General features: G+C 33.6%; 18 protein-coding genes and 1 pseudogene. 11 read left to right on the top strand and 8 right to left on the bottom strand.

The window, feature by feature from the left end; all coding sequences use genetic code 11:
- Positions 1–114: 114 nt before the first annotated feature.
- The 3 genes from BM253_RS11635 to BM253_RS11625 all read left to right on the top strand — a co-directional run bounded on the left by BM253_RS11635 (position 115) and on the right by BM253_RS11625 (position 2,377).
- A complete protein-coding gene (locus tag BM253_RS11635; protein WP_091524364.1) occupies positions 115–897 on the top strand; it encodes an alpha/beta fold hydrolase in 783 nt (260 codons plus the stop codon).
- Between the two features lie 77 nt (positions 898–974).
- Positions 975–1,526, top strand: a complete 552-nt coding sequence (locus BM253_RS11630; protein WP_091524289.1) for a putative antibiotic biosynthesis monooxygenase — start codon at positions 975–977, stop codon at positions 1,524–1,526.
- 218 nt (positions 1,527–1,744) lie between these two features.
- Positions 1,745–2,377, top strand: coding sequence for a hypothetical protein (locus tag BM253_RS11625; RefSeq protein ID WP_143095639.1), 633 nt, complete (start codon positions 1,745–1,747; stop codon positions 2,375–2,377).
- A 189-nt stretch (positions 2,378–2,566) separates the two neighbouring features.
- On the opposite strand, the gene BM253_RS11620 is transcribed toward BM253_RS11625, so the two are convergent.
- The 4 genes from BM253_RS11620 to BM253_RS11605 form a co-directional block, all read right to left on the bottom strand.
- Positions 2,567–3,373 carry a pepsin/retropepsin-like aspartic protease family protein gene (locus BM253_RS11620; RefSeq protein ID WP_245758496.1) on the bottom strand — a complete coding sequence of 269 codons (807 nt, stop codon included), beginning with the start codon at positions 3,371–3,373 and terminating at the stop codon, positions 2,567–2,569.
- A gap of 214 nt (positions 3,374–3,587) precedes the next feature.
- Complete coding sequence (locus BM253_RS11615) at positions 3,588–4,934, bottom strand: serine hydrolase domain-containing protein (RefSeq protein ID WP_091524283.1); 1,347 nt, start codon at positions 4,932–4,934, stop codon at positions 3,588–3,590.
- 250 nt (positions 4,935–5,184) lie between these two features.
- Positions 5,185–5,907 (bottom strand): LytR/AlgR family response regulator transcription factor, encoded by a 723-nt coding sequence (locus BM253_RS11610; RefSeq protein WP_091524280.1) that lies wholly within the window; start codon positions 5,905–5,907, stop codon positions 5,185–5,187.
- A gap of 5 nt (positions 5,908–5,912) precedes the next feature.
- Positions 5,913–6,965, bottom strand: a complete 1,053-nt coding sequence (locus BM253_RS11605) for a sensor histidine kinase (protein ID WP_091524276.1) — start codon at positions 6,963–6,965, stop codon at positions 5,913–5,915.
- Between the two features lie 236 nt (positions 6,966–7,201).
- Here BM253_RS11605 and BM253_RS11600 point away from each other — a divergent pair, with 236 nt between their 5' ends.
- Together BM253_RS11600 and BM253_RS17350 are read left to right on the top strand one after the other, a co-directional pair.
- Positions 7,202–8,527, top strand: a complete 1,326-nt coding sequence (locus BM253_RS11600) for a serine hydrolase (RefSeq protein WP_091524273.1) — start codon at positions 7,202–7,204, stop codon at positions 8,525–8,527.
- 577 nt (positions 8,528–9,104) lie between these two features.
- Positions 9,105–9,251 (top strand): hypothetical protein, encoded by a 147-nt coding sequence (locus BM253_RS17350; protein ID WP_177205775.1) that lies wholly within the window; start codon positions 9,105–9,107, stop codon positions 9,249–9,251.
- A 349-nt stretch (positions 9,252–9,600) separates the two neighbouring features.
- On the opposite strand, the gene BM253_RS11595 is transcribed toward BM253_RS17350, so the two are convergent.
- The 3 genes from BM253_RS11595 to BM253_RS11585 form a co-directional block, all read right to left on the bottom strand.
- Entirely contained in the window at positions 9,601–10,116 is a 516-nt protein-coding gene (locus BM253_RS11595; protein WP_091524269.1) for a DinB family protein, read from the bottom strand.
- A 58-nt stretch (positions 10,117–10,174) separates the two neighbouring features.
- Entirely contained in the window at positions 10,175–10,714 is a 540-nt protein-coding gene (locus BM253_RS11590; RefSeq protein ID WP_143095637.1) for a Crp/Fnr family transcriptional regulator, read from the bottom strand.
- 521 nt (positions 10,715–11,235) lie between these two features.
- Positions 11,236–11,586, bottom strand: coding sequence for a winged helix-turn-helix transcriptional regulator (locus tag BM253_RS11585; protein ID WP_091524263.1), 351 nt, complete (start codon positions 11,584–11,586; stop codon positions 11,236–11,238).
- A 112-nt stretch (positions 11,587–11,698) separates the two neighbouring features.
- On the opposite strand from BM253_RS11585, the gene BM253_RS11580 reads away from it, so the two are divergent.
- From BM253_RS11580 to BM253_RS11550, 6 genes and pseudogenes are all read left to right on the top strand, one after another.
- Positions 11,699–12,697 carry a YhdH/YhfP family quinone oxidoreductase gene (locus BM253_RS11580; RefSeq protein WP_091524359.1) on the top strand — a complete coding sequence of 333 codons (999 nt, stop codon included), beginning with the start codon at positions 11,699–11,701 and terminating at the stop codon, positions 12,695–12,697.
- Between the two features lie 597 nt (positions 12,698–13,294).
- The gene (locus BM253_RS11570) at positions 13,295–14,227 is read left to right on the top strand and encodes a hypothetical protein (RefSeq protein WP_143095636.1); all 933 of its coding nucleotides are present in this window, start codon (positions 13,295–13,297) and stop codon (positions 14,225–14,227) included.
- 353 nt (positions 14,228–14,580) lie between these two features.
- Complete coding sequence (locus BM253_RS11565) at positions 14,581–15,795, top strand: hypothetical protein (protein WP_091524253.1); 1,215 nt, start codon at positions 14,581–14,583, stop codon at positions 15,793–15,795.
- Positions 15,796–16,092: 297 nt separating this feature from the next.
- A complete protein-coding gene (locus BM253_RS17590; RefSeq protein ID WP_262487589.1) occupies positions 16,093–16,224 on the top strand; it encodes a hypothetical protein in 132 nt (43 codons plus the stop codon).
- Positions 16,225–16,472: 248 nt separating this feature from the next.
- Positions 16,473–17,012 carry a hypothetical protein gene (locus BM253_RS11555; protein WP_091524248.1) on the top strand — a complete coding sequence of 180 codons (540 nt, stop codon included), beginning with the start codon at positions 16,473–16,475 and terminating at the stop codon, positions 17,010–17,012.
- Between the two features lie 156 nt (positions 17,013–17,168).
- A pseudogene (locus BM253_RS11550) lies at positions 17,169–17,723 on the top strand (AAA family ATPase); the annotation flags it as partial.
- 55 nt (positions 17,724–17,778) lie between these two features.
- Here BM253_RS11550 and BM253_RS11545 read toward each other — a convergent pair.
- Positions 17,779–19,143 (bottom strand): exonuclease domain-containing protein, encoded by a 1,365-nt coding sequence (locus BM253_RS11545; protein WP_091524241.1) that lies wholly within the window; start codon positions 19,141–19,143, stop codon positions 17,779–17,781.
- Between the last annotated feature and the right edge of the window lie 140 nt (positions 19,144–19,283).

Here is a 19,283-nt window from a genome sequence, read left to right as displayed (position 1 = left end):
TTTTAAGAAGAGAAAAAACTTATAATTTAGATTTTTATACTACTTTAAGCAGGCCTTCTTCTAAATTTGATTACAGATGAATTCAGGATAAAATATTACAAAAATAAATTGATTATGGAAAAGTATATAAGATCAACAGACAACATAAATATCCACTATACAGAAACTGGAAACGGTAACATTATAATTGCTTTTGTACATGGATGGCTGGGAAATACAAACTGGTGGCAAAGTCAGGAAAGGTACTTTAGTGAGAAATTTAAGGTCATACAGATAGACCTTGGCGGTCATGGCAAATCTGATAAATCGCGAACAAACTGGACAAGCGAACAATATGCAGATGACATCCAAACAGTTTTAAACCAATATACTTCATGTGATATCATATTAGTAGGACATTCAATGTCTGGAGCATACGTTGTTGAAGCAAGTATTAACCTACCACAGGTTAAAGCTTTAATTGTAGTTGATACCCTAAGGGATCTAGATCAGGAATTCAGCCCTGAACAAGCAGAAAAGTTTATGTTTAAGCATTATCGTAAAGATTTTAAAGATGCAGTTGAAAATTTACTAACTGATTATCTTTTTGTAAAGAAAACACCAGAAATCATAAAAAAACAACTTCAGCATGAATTTCTACAAAATAAACCAGACTTAGCAATAAACACCCTTAGTCCATTATATGAAATGGATATTAAAAAATTTGCAAAACAAACCAATATACCTGTAAGGGCAATTAATTCTGATGCAGCTACTACAAACTTAGAAAATAACAGAAAGTACTTTAAAAACTATAGTTATACAACTATATCAGAAACAGGACATTATCCAATGCTCGAGAAACCAGACGAATTCAATATGCTTTTAGATAAAGTTTTTAAAGAATTAATATTGTGAACACGTAATAAAAAAACACTTCTATTATTAGGTGTTATGGGTTTAAAACAAGGTAACTATATACAATAATTATATCTATGAAAGATCAAGGTGCAACTGTAGTAATTAATCACCAAATTAAAGACGGAAAACAAAATCAGTACGAAGAGTGGCTAATTGAAATTGGATCAATTTGTAGAACTTATGCTGGCAATATAGACTGGCAAATAATTCGTCCTATTCCTAATTTAACATACGTTTATACGGTAATTATAAGATTCGACACGATTGAAAACCTTTCGATATGGATGAAATCAAAAGACAGAGAATACCTAATTGAAAAAGCACGTCCCTTATTTTCTAAAGATGATCAATACCAAGTTAAATCGGGATTGGATTTTCTTTTCACTGACCACAGTGACAGAAAAAGTAATCCTGTTCGTTGGAAACAATATGTAGTTACCTGGTCTGCAATTTATCCGCTTTCTATCCTCATCCCATTAATTATACTACCTTTTTTAAAAATCTTGAATTTTCCAGATAACAGATTTGTCAATTCATTTTTTATTTCAGGCGTAGTTGTTGCAATAATGGTTTACCTGCTGATGCCAAGTTATACAAAGCTAATTAAAAACTGGCTGTACAGATAAACAGGTGTACATTTTTAACGATTATAGCATATTTTTTTAGCTTTTCGGCTACAATGGGTGTAAAGGTATATGAACCATCTATACAGTAAGTATTATCTAACTTTATTTATATTTGACCAGTTAAAGTCACCACACAAATACAGCAACCGCCCTTCTACTATTTTCAATCAAAAAATTTAGGAATGCAGAATGAATGCAAACAGATTACCTTACGTACTATGAACAACATTTTTTTACTTTTAGCATTTTTATTTATGTCAGCCCAAACAAATGTGTTTGCTCAAAACATTCTTTCCAAAGGTCAATTTAATTACCTTGTTAAAGAGGAAAAAGGCGACTTAAATAGGGACGGTAAAATGGACAGGATTACAGTACATATGGACACTATTGATAACACATATCCTTTAAGACTGCAAATATTTCTGTCGCAACCGAACGGGAAATGGGCTTTAGCAGTTTCCTCAACACAGATAATTGAACCCCAATATCCTACCGACAAGCATGGAGAATACAATGGATACCAAATTCCGGATTTTAGAATTGAAAATGGATCTTTACTGATGTGGAGTGAAATTAAAGGAGGAAATATTACATACGAATTTAAATATGAGAAGGGAAATTTTGAATTAATTAATATAGAGAAGTTAACTAATAATGCTACAAAAGGGTATATTGACGAAAACACCGTATTTACCGAAACTAAATTTAATTTAATTACAGGGGTGAGAATTGAAACTGACAGTACAAATTCAGAAAAAACATTTAAGAATGAAAAGCGAATAAAAGCAGTTTTAATTAGACCCCTACCTAAAATACAGGATTTTAAATTTTCTGATAAAGATCGATACTAAAAAACACTACAGAAAATAAATATAAGTTTTGTGGCTGTATTAAATGTTCTTAAGCATTATCTCTCGTTACAACGTAAGCTTTAAATGAATTAAAGCTTTAACAATACAGCAGGGTCCGATTAATATAAATTTACGTATAAAACCGCTTACTTTATTGTAAAAATCTGCTAAGCTGTTAAAAACTTACCATTAAGCTTTGTCTCTCTTGCTTTCAATGTATTCTATATTGTAAAGTTTATTTGGTTTTAGGTAAACAACATTATTTTGGAAATCAAGAAAAATATTGAATCTTTTTAAAATTTCATTTCCTAAGATATGGATATCGTGCCCTCGCATAGGTTTATTGGTGGTTATTTGCTGAACAGGAACATCTTTTAGTTCATAACGCCCTATCTTTAACATTTCCAGATTTGATGTAATAACCGGAACTTCATTTCCCTGAGCGCCTTTCATCATTACTTTTTTAATTTCTTCCATTTTTTCAACCGGAAAATTTCCTTGCTTTAAAAGATCATTGTCTAGCATGGCGGTTCTCTGATATCCCGTATCAAAGAGGAAGCAATCGGTTATTTGTTCGCCATTTTGAGAAATAGTGCTTTCTACAGAGAAAATACTGCTGAAATAATTAATATATAATTTTGTGTAATGGTTATCACTTAATACATAGTCTGGAATTTGGGAATGCACAACAAATATATTTTCATTGTAGTTTATTTCTACAACTTTACCTTTGAACAAATCCCAACCAAACCTCCCGTCTGTACCATGGCCTGATAGTTCTGCATCATATACCCTTGTTTTATAAACGTTGTTTCCAATTTTTAGATTGTAAATAGTATTGTACAGTTTTGTTTCTGAATTCAGTTTATTTTTGAGTATATCATTAGTCAGTACCAATTCTGTTGTACCTGTATCAAAATTTAGATTTAACGAATCTTTTTCATTGAAGATTGCTTTTACATATACGGTATTCTGCTCGTTAATTGTCAACGACATTGTATCTCGTACTAAACTATTTTGAGCATAGGAACAGTTGGTAATTGCTATTAAAAAGATTGTAAAAAAATATATCGGCAGATTTGGTTTAAGATGATAAAAGCTTATATTCATAGAAGGTTGCATAATAGTGTTTTATATATTTTACCAGCTAAAAATACAATTTTAATGCTACAGCAAAATATAATAAAATGAATAATTTTTATTACGTAGGTTACATTACCTTTTTACAACTTATAGATTGCTTATTTTGTGTAAGCTTCATACCGGTAACATTACCTTTTTTGTCCACTATAAAATCAAACTGTGCATTATTTTTCCGTGCATAGAATTTATTTTCTCCTTTTCGTTCCAACAAAACTTTTTGAGCATCCTTTCCATCTTCATACATACTTAAAAAAAGATAATTGTTTGCAGCTTGGCTTATCTGAAATGTTTCAATATTAATAAGTCCTAACAATTTTGCTTTGTATACACCGCTATAAATTTTTGTAGGCGGTGCAGTTTCGCTTTTGTAAACTGTAAAATCTTTATTCTTATAAACCCTGTTAAAATACTTGCTAGCTATACCCACGGCAATGTCATTGAGATGTATATTACCTCCGTTTGACAGTAGTGAAACAGATACCCTTTCATTTGGAAAATAACCTGTAAATGAATGAAATTCATCGATATTTCCCGAATGTCCATAACCAATCTTATCATAAAACGGCGTCATGAACAAACCGTAACCAATTGCCTTATTATTGGTTTTTCCCATTTGTGCTAATGAAGCTTCTGAAACCAATTTCCCTTTAAAAAGATTATCCATTAATTTCGATAAATCTTCAGTAGTGGAAACTACCGCACCTGCAGAAAATGTAAAGCTTGGATGTGTTTCGGTTTCTTTAATCCATTTTTCCCCATTAAACAAGTAAGAGATATTCCTTTTCGGGTATTCTTCTTCTTTGGTTTCACAGTAGGTATTCTGCAAGCCAATTTTATCTACAACCCTTTCATTTAAATTATCTTTGTATGATTTTGCGGTAATATCTTCAATAATGTAACCAAGCAGCAGGTAATTTGAATTACTGTATATGCAATCTTTTCCGGGTTTAAAATCGGGCTTGCCTTGAAAAATTAGATCTAGCATCTCTTTTTTTGAAAATCTTTTCTGCTTAGAAATGTAATAAACATCCCATTCCAAATAATTGTAGATGCCGCTGGTATGATTCAACAAATGACCTATTGTAATTTCATCCGCATTTTTAATATCAGGGTAATACTTATCAAGCGTTGTATCTAACGTTAATTTACCTTCTTCTATAAGCTGAAAAGTAATAATGGCTGTAAAAATCTTTGTAATGGAACCTACTCTGTATTTATCAGAATAATCTCCAAATCTATTAAACTCGCCTTTATATACTGTTTTACCATCTTTTTGAATCAGGACACTTCCTGAAAAAGCATTATTATGCTTAAATGACCCCATAAGGCTGTCTATAGATTTTACATAGTATGTATTTTGCGCAGACATTAAACCAAAAATGCTTAGCGCAAAAATAAGGAAGATGTTTTTCATTTTTAACTAATTATGTAACGCAAATAAAGTGCAGAATAAAGCACTTTATTTATTTTTTTGACCAATGATATGAAATAAGTGACATACATATTTAATTCTACTTTTATTGTTACTGTGAAGAAGACTCTAAATAAAATTTGTTAAAGCGAGACATTGTTATATTGAATACATCATAGGGCAAGATAATCAAGGTACTCGAATTCATATTCATAAAAGGTTGAAGTACGAATTAATTTAATGTATTTATTTTTTAGATCACCTTTAGTTTTTCGTATACCTGCGGGCGGTACTGCAAACCTATGGGAATGTTTTTTGAGTTGGTAAGCGTTATTACATGCTGCTCTACAAATTTTAATTTATTTATGTTTACAAAGAAAGACTTATGTACCCTGATGATCTGCTTATAACATTTTAACTGTTCCTCTATTGCTGTAAGTGTTCCATGAACAATAACTTTCTGTGTTTCCAAGTACAGACACACATAGTTGCGCATACCTTCTAAGTAGAGTATTTCATCGGGATCTATCTTTACCAGCTTCCTGTCGCTTTTCACATAAAAACTTTCGTTTGCGGTTTCGTTCAAAACAGGAACAGGATTTTTTAAAGGAGTAAGAAAAAGCTGTGCTTTCTGTACTGCCTTTGTAAAACGTTCTAACGATATGGGTTTTAAAAGATAATCAAGCGCATTGTGATCGAAAGCATCAAGTGCATACTGGCTGAAAGCTGTTGTATAAATAATTGCCGGAGGATTGCGAAACAGGTTTACAAATTCGGTTCCGCTTATTTCGGGCATTTTGATGTCGAGAAAAATAAGCTCTATCTCTTTATCCCTATTTAAAAAACTTATAAGTTCAAATACATTGTTGCAGACACCTGCCAGTTCCAACACCTCGAACTTTGAAATATGATGGATCATGACTTCCTGAGCCAGCTTTTCATCGTCTACCACCAGACATCTTATTTTTCCAATCATCTTTTCTAAATTAAAATTGATAATGTGATTCTAAAAACTCCTGCTGACCTCTTGATATCCAGCTTATAGCGGGACGGATAAATTAACTGCAAACGTTTTTGGATATTCTCAATACCGATACCCCCTACTATAGATTCTTTAGATTCTTTGTAATTATTTTCACAAGTAAAAACCAATCGGTCCTCGTGCTTAAATACAGCTGCATCTATATAGGAATCGCCAGCAGTAGAATCAACCCCGTGTTTAAAAGCATTTTCTATCAAAGGCAACAATAACATCGGTGCAATCCTGTCGGCAGCACTGATACCCTTATGTGTAAAAAAAATATGTGCCGTTTCGGAAATCCTTATTTTTTGTATGGCCAGATAGGTTTCAATGATTGCAATTTCATCCAAGACATCCACTTCGCGTTCACGGGTTTCGTAGAGGGAATACCGCAAGATATCAGACAGCTGCAATATTACGCCCGGAGTATCATCGGACTTGCGCAACGATAAAGCATACAGGCTGTTAAGCATGTTAAACAGAAAGTGGGGGCTTATCTGAGATTTAAGCAGACTTAGTTCTGCGACTGTCTGCCGGCTTTTTATTTCTTTTTCAGTTTTCAATTTTAAAAGAAATTCCCGTACTACGTAACCTATCATCAACGCCGTAATTACAATAGCGACAGCCGGAAAAGCGTCAAAGTAATATTGTACATTATTTAAGAAATTGGGAGCTGAAGAGCTTATTGCCAGAGGTGTAAATGTATCTAATTCATTCGTGTGATATTTTGTAAAGAGCCATTGGAGATATTGTCCCAATACCACACATAAAGCGAGAAAAGATACAAGCAGGTAAAAGAAGTAAGGAACAGGTTTTTTATTTCTTAAAAGTTTTGGAAGCAGATAGAAAATATTGATCCATCCGGGAATAAAAATAAGCAGGTTGTAAGCCAGGATATGAACCACAGCAATTTCTTTACCGCTGTTGTTAGCTAATGCTGCCCAGAGAATTAAACCTGTAAAGATGAGGTTGAGTACCAGCCTGACCATATTATTCCTTCTTATAACTTTCATGTATATAATACTTACATGAAGCAAAATTAAAAATTCTTAAACCTGTCTGTTATTTTTTTACACTAATGGGTCAATATCTTGGACAAACGTAAACCATACATAATAAAAAAATATATATCCCCTGTAAACGATCGTACGTCAAAAAACATAAAGCACTACACACGCTAGTAGTTTTCTTTGCAGTATGCTTAATTACCCGAAGCATTCCTATATGTATAACCTAACACTATTTATTTATGAGATCAACACTTATTTACATTGTGCTTTTTATTGCTGCTATTTTTAACTGTACTGCCCAAGATTTTCATCTGGATAAAGTGGATGCTTTTGTAACCCTGATTGAAAACAATAACAGAGGTATAGGCTCCCTAACAATTTATAAAGACGGAAAGCAACTTTACGACAGAAACTTCGGACAAGCCCATATACCGGAGCAGAAATTTGACAAACAGACAAAATACAAGATCGGTTCTATTACCAAGACCTATACGGCCGTATTAATCTTTGAACTGATTGAGAAAGGGTCACTTTCATTAGAAGACAAATTGCAAAGATTTTTTCCTGATATGCCGGGAGCAAAAGAAATTACCATCGATCAGATGCTTCATCACAGCAGCGGATTGGGAGACTATGTATGGAAAGAAGAAAACCCTGAATGGCTGAACCAGAAGGTTGCTGAAAAAGAAATTTATGAAGAGATTAAAAAGCAGGGACTTTCTTTTAAACCGGGAGAAAAACAAGAGTATTCCAATTCCGCGTATTACCTGCTTGCAAAAATTGCTGAACAGGTAAGTAATAAAGATTATACCGCACTTATTGCTGAAAAAATATGCCGCCCCTTGGGCTTAAAGAATACGATATGCATGTCTAAAGAATACATTAACATTTATGAATCGTACACCTACGGAATTGATCAAAAATGGACAGAAGTAGAAGATTTTTATTTTCCAAATACTACAGGTGCCGGTGACATTGCTGCAACAACAGCTGATATGCTAACATTTATTAACAGCCTGTTTACTTACAAAATATTGAAAAAGGAAACGGTTGAAAAAATGAAACCCATAATTGAAAATAAAGAGTATTTTGGAAGGGGACTTATGCAGATGCCTATGCGTACCCAGATGTTTTACGGACACGGGGGCGATACACAAGGCACACATTCTGCATTGGGATACAATGAAAAAGACAAAGTATCGATAGCCCTTGTTTTAAACGGAGAGCGCTACAGCAGGAACCAGTTTTTATTGGGAGTTTTAAGTATGATGTATGAAGAAGATTTCGAAGTTCCTGTCTTTAAGGAAGTAGAAGTAAATACAGCCGACCTGGATAGGTACACAGGTACCTACAACTCGCCAGAACTGCCTATAGATATTTCGGTATTTCACGATAAAGGAGTATTGTACGCGCAGGGAACCGATCAGCCTGCACTGCCTTTAGAAGCTTACGATACCCACAAATACCAATTTGAGCAGGCTGGTGTAAAGCTTGAATTTCTACCGGAAAGCAACCAAATGATTTTTAAACAGGGAGGTATGGTTTTTAAGATGACTAAAAAATAATTTTTAAAGACAGTGAGCGTTACATAGCAAATCTATAATGTAAAGTTCATTACAGTTTACTGTATTTTAAAACTATATTATATAACCAGATGGGAACTTGATGCAGACAAAGAAAGATTCAATTAGCATTGACACGAAAGACAGGTATTAAAATGTTTTATTCTCTTATTCTTCATAACTGTATGAAAAAACACTATTATCGCATGTGGTGTGCATCCCAATTATGGGATTTGCCAGAATAAACACGGTCTTTAAGAATAAAATTGACTCGATCTATGATAGTAACAGAGATACTATAGGACTAATTATTCATGTTGAGGCACTCAAGCCAAATATTTCTTGGAGTTACGCAAAGGAATTTCAAATATCAAAACAACTGAACCGCTAAATTACCAGCAGCCGGTTTTAATTGCAAGCAATACCAAACACTACGTTTCTACTGCAATATTAAGGCTGTAGAAGAAGGCGAAATTTCTATTGAACAGCCAATTAAAAGTCTGTTAACCAAACAAACACAAATTTTATTGGGAAGTGGCGGCTACGATTTGAATAAAAATCACGGTAAAATCATTTAGATATGGGATTCCATGTTTATTATCATGGTGGATGGTGGGGAACAGATATTATTTATTCTCCAGAATCTGATGCAACGATCTGTGTTTTTACGTTACAAAAAGACTTTCAGCATATCATCAATCTTTTTAATAATTTCAAAAATTATTGATAAATAAAAATTAACATTAATAACGGAATTATAATTCTTGAACACAAAAAATCTGCTGATATTAATAATACCAGCTTAGTATTAATCTTTCTGTTTTGTGTTGCCAGGCACTGATTTATTTATGTTTTTCAAAGTCAATTAGACAGCGAATTTGAAATACACTCTGACTTAAGGCTTAAACTTGTTAAAATTTCAGCAGTAAAAATAAGACGGACGAAAGAAAACTCTATGTGTTCAAAGTAAATTAAACAGTTTAACAAAAATTGATTTATTAAACTGTTTATTTTTGTTCAATATATTAACACACTCTACAAGATGTACCAAGTTCAAAAAAGACTTTTAATTTTTATTAATAACTAAGTGCTTTCATGATTTGATTTTGGTGATGCAAAGGATGATAGGACATTAGGTAAAACATTTCTCTGATAGTGAGCTTACCGAGTAATGGATGAGGTAAGCTAAGGCTGTCTAATTCCTTTTCAGAATACTTTAAAAAGGCTTCTTTTATCTCTTTGAGATTATTACTAATCTCATTAATGATTTCTACTTTTAGATCAGCTGTAACCTCTCTTTGCGGTAAAAAAGATTCTGGAGCTTTCAAAGTTGTTTTAAAATATTTATCTAATACCGTTTTATAGTTCCACATTGGACGATCGATGATTCCAAATTTTTTAATAATGAGTTCTTTGGAGCTTAAAATATTTGGAAATGCACTTACAGTAAGCAAGATATGTTCCAGTTGTTGTCCTGCCGTCCATTTTCCTTCTTTGGCATAAGTAAATTCGGCATCAGTTAAACCATTGATATATTGAACTACTTTTTGATGATTGCCGATGAAACATTTAATTAATTCTTGTTTTTGCATTTGTCTTAGTTTTTACACAAAGAACCTTAATCTTGAAAAACAAAGCAATTAACCAAGGTTAATTAATGTGTTTCCTGATCCTGCTTAATGCTTGCGGTGTAATTCCAATGTATGAGGCCAGATATTTTAGAGGAACATTTTGTATGAAGTGAGGTTTGCTCTTTAGAAGATGTAAGTACATTTCTTTTGGTGTAGATCGCAAAAGCTGCATCTCACGGATGGTCTTTTCACGTAATCTTTCTTCCAAAAAAACTCTTTGAGTGGTGCTACAAAGTTTGGATTCTAAAAAAAGTTGTTTTACAACTGTCATTTCAACGTAGCCCAAAATTCCAGTACTTATAGGTTCATAATTAAACGGATTGTCTGCTTCATATTTTGTCGTAAAAATATCTCCTTCAAAATAGAAATCAATGGAAATTCCATCATCTTCTATACATTCTGTAAAGGATTTTCTTATTGTACCTTTTTGAAGAAAGCATAACACATCTTTAGGTAAAACCGTTTTCTTATCAAAATTTATAATAGTTAGCTTCTCCCATATTTCCCCGTAATGATCAATGGGATACTTAGAAAAAACTACTTTGTCTATTGTGTTCATTTTTTTTAAAATGTCATTTTTTATTGATTGCATTTGCAATGTCAATATTCCTTTTTACAAATTGTGCGCTTTGGACTGTGACTAAATTACGAAAAAAATCTGATCATTGTAAGACTTAGAAAGAAAGAGGGAAAAGCAGACTGATGGGAACTTCTATCAACTTTAGGAAAGGCATATTAAAACAAAAGTACATTTTAGCATTACGTTGCTAAAATAGCGGGTTAATTACAAACTTAGACCTTTGTGTTATTAAATAATTAAATAATTAAAATTTTCTTTTTGCTATGAGAACCACCGAACTGCAAAAAGCGAAAAATTATAAATGCGTATATTAAAAATATTTAGTTTACTTAAAGAAAATACATTTCCTTTAGTATGATTTTAAAAGTTTAAATCTACAGTTTTCCCAGACAGAATCCACATCGCTTTATTTACCTTTGGTAACTGCATTCCTCATTTGAAATTGTCTTAAATTTATACAGAAAATTTAGTGAAATAATTTGGCTTTACCAATTAATACTTCACTCTGTATCGCCACTTTCCGTTTTTTGGATCTCAAGGTGCTTATATCCCCATTTTCTCATTTCATTGATTATAGGATATAGACTTTCTCCATACTCTGTCAAGTAATATTCTACCCTTAAAGGAACTTCGGCAAATACCTTTCGCATAATTATTCCATCCTTTTGCAGTTCATCCAATTGTTTTGCAAGCATCCGCTCACTGATAGTTGGCAACGTTTTATTCATTTCAGAAAAACGATTGCGGCCTTTTTTTATTAGCACTATAATAGTTGTTTTGCATTTACCCTTTATTACCTGTAAGAAAACATCTGAAGGGCATAACGTTTCAATTTTTTCTACTTCCTGCATAATTATATATATTTGAATATCAGCAAAACTGCACTTTATTTCAGTAGGAAAACAAAATGTAAGTTATTGTATAATAAGCTTTTATTTCTCAAATTTACAAAAATTAATGATTATGGCACAGCAGTTTAAAGCCTTAATGGTAAGAGAAAAAAATGGTATTTTTAATGCTAAAGTAGAACAAGTTTTGATGGGAGATATACTTAAAGATGAGGTTGTGATAAAAGTTGCATACTCGTCTGTTAACTACAAAGATGCTTTATCGGCCTCCGGAAATAAAGGTGTGACAAGAACGTTTCCTCATATACCGGGAATAGATGCTGCAGGTGAGGTTATTTCTTCGACTTCTGAGGGCATTTCTGCAGGAGACAATGTAATAGTTACAGGATATGATCTGGGTATGAATACCTGGGGAGGATTTGGTGAGTATGTGAGCGTTCCTGCCAGCTGGGTAATTAAATTGCCTGAAGGTCTTTCCCTTTTTGAAGCTATGTGTTTTGGAACTGCAGGACTTACAGCAGGTTTATCTGTTTACAACCTTATACATTCCGGTCTTGAAAAAGAAAACGGAAAAATAGTTGTAAGTGGCGCTACAGGTGGTGTTGGAAGCATTTCTACAGCAATTCTTTCTAAATTGGGATATGAAGTAGTAGCTATATCAGAAAAAAAAGAAGAAGATTTTATAGTTCATACATTAGGAGCTGAATCAATTATTTCAAGAGAGAAGTTTATTGATACTTATGATCAAAAAGCAATTTCAAAAGCAGATTATTCAGGGGGAATAGACACCGTGGGCGGAAGTATTTTATCGGGAATTATAAAATCACTGAAATACAGCGGAGCTGTTACCACTTGTGGCAATGTAGCTTCTGCTGAAATTTTAACGAGTATTTTCCCCTTCATTTTAAGGGGGATAAAGCTTATTGGAATAGATTCTGTTGAACAGCCTGTTGAATATAAAAGTAAAATCTGGAATTTGCTTGCTAAGGAATGGAAGCCTACACATTTAAAAGATATAGTAAAAGAAATCTCTATGGAACAACTTCCCGATGTCTTGAAAACACTATTAGAAGGAAAAGCCAAAGGACGATATGTCTTAAACCATTCACTGTAAATTTTAGATGATTTAAACGATTTTTTTTAAAAGAAAGTTTGCCAACGGGAATAAACAATTTATTGCTTATTCCCACAATTTATAATTTTTTAAATGATAGTCATTTTTCTCTGCACTTTAATAAATACCTTCACCCAAGTACCATGTATATGTCTTATAGCGTTTGTTTACCAAAAAGAAAACATTTGCTGCTGAAATATTACTCTTTAGAGCGCTAGGAATATAGCGACTTCGATGCTTCGATAAACTTAGCAACCGCGGGATAATCAACCTTACTTCAATACTTCGATGAACTCAGCAGCCGCAAGTTCAGTCCACACACCTCTGACCTCATTGCAAATACTATAAAAGGCGACAATTAGCTGTTGTTTTTACGAACTTATTATAATAGTTTGCTTACAACAACGAAGAGCAATACTTTCAGGTATATAAAAACGCTTAAACCTTATTTAGAAAGATTAGAGAACAATAATGATTACAAAGTTTCTGCCACATTTATTATATTTGGTGTTACACCTGTTAAATTCTTGACCTGCTCGATTATTTTTCAACAACCTGTAGATAGTTTCTATTATGAAAAAAACGATTAATTTTTTAATGACACAGACTATTGTCTTAATTTCCTTTGTCCCTATTTGCCAGGCTCAGCGAGTACCAACATTAGATATGAATTCTACTGATATGAAAGAGATGAGGGTTGCTTTAAGGCAACAAGACAAAGAGAAGGAAGTACTGAGACAGCATTTAGATTCGTTATTTTTAAGGAAAGAATACAAAAAAATCATCCAGGAATGTAGCAACAGACAATCCGAAGCACATCTTGGCAGTTTAGTGAGATACAATTTAATAGCTGCTCATTTCTTTGAAGGAAATATTGATCTGAGTAAAAGTCTTGTAGAAAAAGAGTTCTCCAAATATACATCGGGAATTGCTGCTTCAAACCTTCTTTCTGAAAACCAAACCGGCTACTTATATTTCTTGAGTATAGATAAAAACTGGAAATATATTGAGAAAAAGGTTAAGGAAATAGCGATGAAAGCCTCTGTTACACAGAGCTATACTGAAAAGAAAAAAGGGCTGCAACTGTTTGATTTTTTTATTGCTGATCAAAAGAACAGGTTGTTTCATGATTATACAGATGAGAATAAAGACAGGCTGCATAAGTTTAAAAAATATAAAAGCAAGCGTCAATTTGAAAAAAAAGCCGAACAGATATGCAAAGTGGTATTCGAGTTCTATAGAAAGGAAGGAAAACTTTTTTCAGAAGCTGAAGTAGGTGAACTCCATTATATACAACTTGTATTTTTACTTCATGATAATGATACAAAACGGCGCGAATACTATTTGGAACTATTAAACGATGCCGTTACTGCAGGAGTGTTCCCAATTGACAAGAAAATTGATTTTTTGATCGTGAATGAGCTGAAAAAAGTCAAATGGAATAATACGACTAAAGTTGTTACCGAACAAGAAGAGAAAATGCGAATGCAATACAATTTGCCAAACTATAAATTTAGTCTGGTAATGTAAGATGATAAATTGTTGCTTTGTTTAATGGCTGTTTAACGAGTTTGCTTAAAACAAAAAAGGGCACAAATAATAAAGACCGTAGTTAATATAAAGAATGCCTTTGATGTGTTTAAATATTTAAAAAATATGCCGATACCGTTAGAATAATTTGCAAGGCAGAAACACCATTGAAAAAAGTTTTTTGCATGTGTAGATTAATTTGACACATAAAGGTTGAGTATTGCTTTTAAGGGTACAGTTATTATATTTGGCATTACTTCAAGTAAAATAGCATTCGTTAGGCTCTGCCCTATTCCATAAAAATAGTAAAGAGTTTGAAGTTTAAAAAAATCCTAATTTAGATGTGAACAAACATGGAAAACCTACACGCAATGGCAGCTATAAAACCAATTTTAATAAACAAACTTTTTTGTACAATCTTATTTTTAAATATATCAGTTGCATTCGGGCAATTAACTCCAGATAGTTACAGGTTCTCTAAAGATATTATATCTCAAATAAACAAAGACACCGTTTCGTGGAAATATCAAACTGGTGCAACAGAATTATCATTTAGCGGATACTATGAGGATGTTCTTAAAGTTTGGGATAAGAATGGTGTGAGGAAGCCAAAAATAACAGAAGAGGACAGCTTATTTTTTACAACCAGCAACAAAGTCAATGCGAAAGACTATATAATAAAACAATCTAAGAACGCACAGATCCTTATTATTAACGAAGCGCACCACATTGCTAAACACCGCACTTTTACCAGATCTGTTTTAAAAGGATTGTATGAAAACGGGTATCGTTATCTTGGACTTGAAGCATTGTTTGAGACTGCTGTTAATGAAAGAAAATTTCCGGTATTGGATACAGGTTACTATACCCAAGAACCTGAATTCGGCAATTTAATTTCAGAAGCCTTAAAGATTGGCTTTACGCTTTTCAAATATGAGGCATCAGAAGGTAAAAACGGTAAAGAGAGAGAAATAGAACAAGCTGAAAATATTCAGAAATACATAGAAAATAATCCAAATGGAAAAGTGGTTATTCATGTTGGTTACGCTCATGCGTACGAAAATGACTATCCGGCATGGGGTAAAGCAATGGCAGGCAGGTTAAAGGAAAATATGAAGATAGACCCCCTAACCATAGACCAGACTATGTTTTTAGAAAGGTCCGAAATAGAAAACAACCATTTATTTATGAGAATGAATAAAACAGATGGCCCGATTGTCTTGATTGATAAAAATGGAAAAGTTTTTAATGGAAAAAATGAACTGATTCAGACAGACATCGTAATTATCCATCCCCAGACATCGTATATTAATAACCGACCGGACTGGTTTTCGAAAGGGAAAGTAAGATATACGGTACCAAATTCAAAAACGAAAAACCATCAACCTTTACTTGTTTTAGCCTATAGGAACAACGAATTTGAGCAGAGCGGAATACCTGCAGACATTATTGAAATAACTGATAACAATACACCTGGAGAGCTATATCTGATTAAGGGACGCTATACAATAGTGATGAAAGACGAAAACTACAATATTATTGATAAATACAGTATAAAAATTAAATAACAGGTTATTAGCACAATTTTCTTTTTGTCTAGAGGGCCAGAATAGTAGCGGTTTTTATTCCTCCTCTACTAATCAATCAATAGTCAATCAACCTTGCTTATCAATACACTATATAATGTGTATTATCAAACTTTATCTATATTTGACCAGTTAAAATCAACCCCGTGCAACTGACAAACGCCCTACTACTCGTTTAAATTATAAATGGGACAGTTAGACAGACTCACTGACCAAAGGAATGGGAAAAGTTATTATATTCGTGAATGATTAAGTTATCAGTAGTACCGGGCATACAATATGAAAAAAAACAGCAACATAAACCAAGCAGACTTATTGACATTTAAAGCGAACGATGAAAAGTATAAAGCATTACTTTGCACAAGTACATACAAAGAGAAAAGCCGTCATTGCTTCACTGTTGCTGCGTAACCTGAAAATTGTTGATAATCTAGACAAAATGAATGGAAGTGATTTGAATCTTATTAAGGAATTCTTCTCCGACAAAATCCATTCTATTTTGCCTGACAGAGGACAAAAATCATTTAAGTTAAAAGCAATAAATAAACATTAGGTTAACTATTCTTAAAACACTGCCGCTTACCCATTATTTACACATAGTTAATACCCTCGTTGTTGCAGCGATAAAGTAATAATAATAGAAGATAATTAAGAAAACCATGAGTGTAAAAAAGAGTATTTTAGAAACAAAAACAAACAAAGAATTAGAGGAATACTTAAAAGAAGGAAATAGATTTATTCCGGAAGCCCGATTGTATGCCTTTGAAATTTTAAAGGATAGAGGCATTGAATTCTCGGAAGCCGAAACACAAAGAATTATGCTTCTAATTCCACAAAAAACTAAATTTGAAGAAATTGCGGTTCACACTAACTATAAAAAAGCTGCCAATCTAATTTATGTATCAGCTGGTTTAGGATTAATAAATGTAATTTTAAGTCCACAAGCTACAACTGCTTTTGGAATAATTGTCGCAATTTTCACACTAGGAATTTTAATTGGAATAGGATACCTGGTAAGCAAAGGAAATGAATGGATTAAATATGTATTATTGGTATTAATGCTTGTGGGATTACTGGCAATACCGGTTATGCTGCTTAACATTGTAAACAACCCTATAGTTGGGATAATAAATATTATACAAACCGTTTTACAGATTTATTCTTTGGTACTACTGTTTAAAATATCAAAAACAAATTAGATGCTATTTTAACAGGTAAATGTTTAATTGCAATTGAGACACACTTCTAAACCTTAATAGGGATAAAAACGAGTTTGACTTTTTTTCATTGTAAAAGCAATATCGGTAAGGTTATATTGGTTTTGATACGCAACATGGAAGAAAAATCAGGAAAAAGTTAAGGCTACGATGAAAAACCAAAAACTATATATAATTACCGGCGGACCGGGTGTTGGTAAAACACTACTATTAAATGAGTTGAGTAGAAAAGGTTACGAAACGGTTCCTGAAGATGCCCGACAAATTATTAGGGAACAGATGAGGATAAACGGTGAGGGACTGCCTTGGAAAAATAAGGCATTATATTCGCAGTTAATGCTTGAAGCTTCAATTAAGACATACAAGCGTGTAATTAATGAAGCTTCTTCAAATATTGTATTTTTTGATCGGGGGATATTGGACACGATCTGTTACATGCAGATGGAAAATATACCTATATCGAAAGAATTGCTTATAACAATAAGCTTGCATACTTATCAAACGAAAGTTTTTATACTGTCACCTTGGGAAGAAATATATGAAACAGACAACGAACGAAAACAAACCTGGGAAGAAGCTGTTTATACCTCTGAAAAAATGAAGGAAACCTACGTGGAGTTTGGATATGAAATTATTGAAGTTCCAAAAACCTCTATTGAAAAGAGAGCAGGGTTTGTATTGGATTGCATCTAAATTGTCCTGTTAAAATTGAACTGTTGACAATTTTATTTTTAGAACTGAGCTACAATTACAGCCATGTAACTTTATCAGGATACTTAACCGCATACGCAGAAATGAGCTGCATACTATAGGTGTTGCTTTTATAGCGTATAAGGAAATCTTTCAACTGTTGTACATCTGTGACAACTGCTTCATCTGAAATATAGCCCATGCCGTAAAAATGGCCGTCCTGAACCCATATGCAGCTGCGCTCGTCTGTAGTCCTGCCCTTATCCAAAATATAATAACTCGGTTTAATTTCCGTTACAAAATCTACTGCCTGCTGTACCAGCTGGTTGTGCTGTTCTACCGATGGTAAATCAGACAGGGTATTAATAACCACACCTTCACTTTCAATGCTTACAGCGTATTTACAAAAACGGTAGTCTAAAGCAAATTTTTCCTGCAGACTACGCAGAAGGCTGATACCTTCGTTTACAGTACCAAAAACCTCTATACATGGCGTCAGTTTGCTTACCTTACCAACTGCAAGGTATCTGTAACCGTTACGGGCGGTATATTCATAAAGGCCGTATTTTGGTTCGAACCTTTTAAGTGCGGTGTTATAAACAGGCCACAGCTTTTTGATTTCTGTGCATTCCAAAAGCAATGCCATGAGTTCGGTAGCACATTCTTCAAATGAAATACCATGGATGTCCCGCAAAAAATGTTGTCTTTGCGGCGTGATCTTATGCCCTGTAAAATGAGAAGCTACCCTTTTTTTAAGATTTACCGCCTTGCCTACGTAGACTACCTTTTTCTGGGCATTATAAAAATAGTATACCCCCGGTTTCTCTGGCAGGCATTCAAAATCTGCAGGAGGCAGGTTTGGTGGCAGCCGCTGATCCGGTGCTGTTTTTTTAATCATTTTCTGAATTTCCCCGTTGGAATCTTTCTGTATAAGCATTGACAAAAGTACAGCCGTAGCATCTGCGTCACCGCCGGCACGGTGTCGGTTTTCCAATGATATATCCAGAGATCGACAAAGGTTACCCAAACTGTATGATGGAAGTCCGGGGATTATTTTACGTGCGGCACGCACCGTACACAATTTAGGTGCAGTCCATTTATATCCTGCCTCTTCAAACTGGTGACGAACAAACGAATAATCGAAATTAACGTTATGCGCCACAAAAATACGGTTAGACAGCAGGTCTAACAGTTCTTTAGAGATGTCTTGGAACAATGGTGCTTCGTACACCATTTCATTACTAATACCCGTAAGAGCAGTAATGTATAGCGGTATGTGTTGCTGCGGGTTTACAAGTGTTTCCCAGCGATCTGTTACTTCAGTGCCGTTGTGTATGAGAACGGCTATTTCCGTAATCCTGCTTCCTCCTGCATTTCCGCCGGTGGTTTCTATATCTACCACCGCATATTCCTTCTTCTTCATCTACTATGATCCGTGTAATTTATCTTAATGTATCTGTTTCAAATTTACGATTTAAAAAAAACTATGTTAGACAGTAAATGTCGTTTTACTTTTTGGCTGCCTTGTCGTACCTGATATGACTTTGAAAAGTGAGTTGAATA

Source organism: Paenimyroides ummariense (assembly GCF_900115115.1).
Classification (GTDB): domain Bacteria; phylum Bacteroidota; class Bacteroidia; order Flavobacteriales; family Flavobacteriaceae; genus Flavobacterium; species Flavobacterium ummariense.
The sequence above is the reverse complement of the archived record's forward strand: the minus strand, read 5'-3'. Positions and strand labels throughout refer to the sequence as shown.

What these genes read in the sequence shown, in the direction of transcription:
- BM253_RS11635 (WP_091524364.1), top strand. Translation starts at nt 115, where the DNA reads ATGGAAAAGTATATAAGATCAACAGACAACATAAATATCCACTATACA.
- BM253_RS11630 (WP_091524289.1), top strand. Translation starts at nt 975, where the DNA reads ATGAAAGATCAAGGTGCAACTGTAGTAATTAATCACCAAATTAAAGAC.
- BM253_RS11625 (WP_143095639.1), top strand. Translation starts at nt 1,745, where the DNA reads ATGAACAACATTTTTTTACTTTTAGCATTTTTATTTATGTCAGCCCAA.
- BM253_RS11620 (WP_245758496.1), bottom strand. Translation starts at nt 3,373, where the DNA reads ATGTCGTTGACAATTAACGAGCAGAATACCGTATATGTAAAAGCAATC.
- BM253_RS11615 (WP_091524283.1), bottom strand. Translation starts at nt 4,934, where the DNA reads ATGAAAAACATCTTCCTTATTTTTGCGCTAAGCATTTTTGGTTTAATG.
- BM253_RS11610 (WP_091524280.1), bottom strand. Translation starts at nt 5,907, where the DNA reads ATGATTGGAAAAATAAGATGTCTGGTGGTAGACGATGAAAAGCTGGCT.
- BM253_RS11605 (WP_091524276.1), bottom strand. Translation starts at nt 6,965, where the DNA reads ATGAAAGTTATAAGAAGGAATAATATGGTCAGGCTGGTACTCAACCTC.
- BM253_RS11600 (WP_091524273.1), top strand. Translation starts at nt 7,202, where the DNA reads ATGAGATCAACACTTATTTACATTGTGCTTTTTATTGCTGCTATTTTT.
- BM253_RS17350 (WP_177205775.1), top strand. Translation starts at nt 9,105, where the DNA reads ATGGGATTCCATGTTTATTATCATGGTGGATGGTGGGGAACAGATATT.
- BM253_RS11595 (WP_091524269.1), bottom strand. Translation starts at nt 10,116, where the DNA reads ATGCAAAAACAAGAATTAATTAAATGTTTCATCGGCAATCATCAAAAA.
- BM253_RS11590 (WP_143095637.1), bottom strand. Translation starts at nt 10,714, where the DNA reads ATGAACACAATAGACAAAGTAGTTTTTTCTAAGTATCCCATTGATCAT.
- BM253_RS11585 (WP_091524263.1), bottom strand. Translation starts at nt 11,586, where the DNA reads ATGCAGGAAGTAGAAAAAATTGAAACGTTATGCCCTTCAGATGTTTTC.
- BM253_RS11580 (WP_091524359.1), top strand. Translation starts at nt 11,699, where the DNA reads ATGGCACAGCAGTTTAAAGCCTTAATGGTAAGAGAAAAAAATGGTATT.
- BM253_RS11570 (WP_143095636.1), top strand. Translation starts at nt 13,295, where the DNA reads ATGACACAGACTATTGTCTTAATTTCCTTTGTCCCTATTTGCCAGGCT.
- BM253_RS11565 (WP_091524253.1), top strand. Translation starts at nt 14,581, where the DNA reads ATGGAAAACCTACACGCAATGGCAGCTATAAAACCAATTTTAATAAAC.
- BM253_RS17590 (WP_262487589.1), top strand. Translation starts at nt 16,093, where the DNA reads ATGAAAAAAAACAGCAACATAAACCAAGCAGACTTATTGACATTTAAA.
- BM253_RS11555 (WP_091524248.1), top strand. Translation starts at nt 16,473, where the DNA reads ATGAGTGTAAAAAAGAGTATTTTAGAAACAAAAACAAACAAAGAATTA.
- BM253_RS11545 (WP_091524241.1), bottom strand. Translation starts at nt 19,143, where the DNA reads ATGAAGAAGAAGGAATATGCGGTGGTAGATATAGAAACCACCGGCGGA.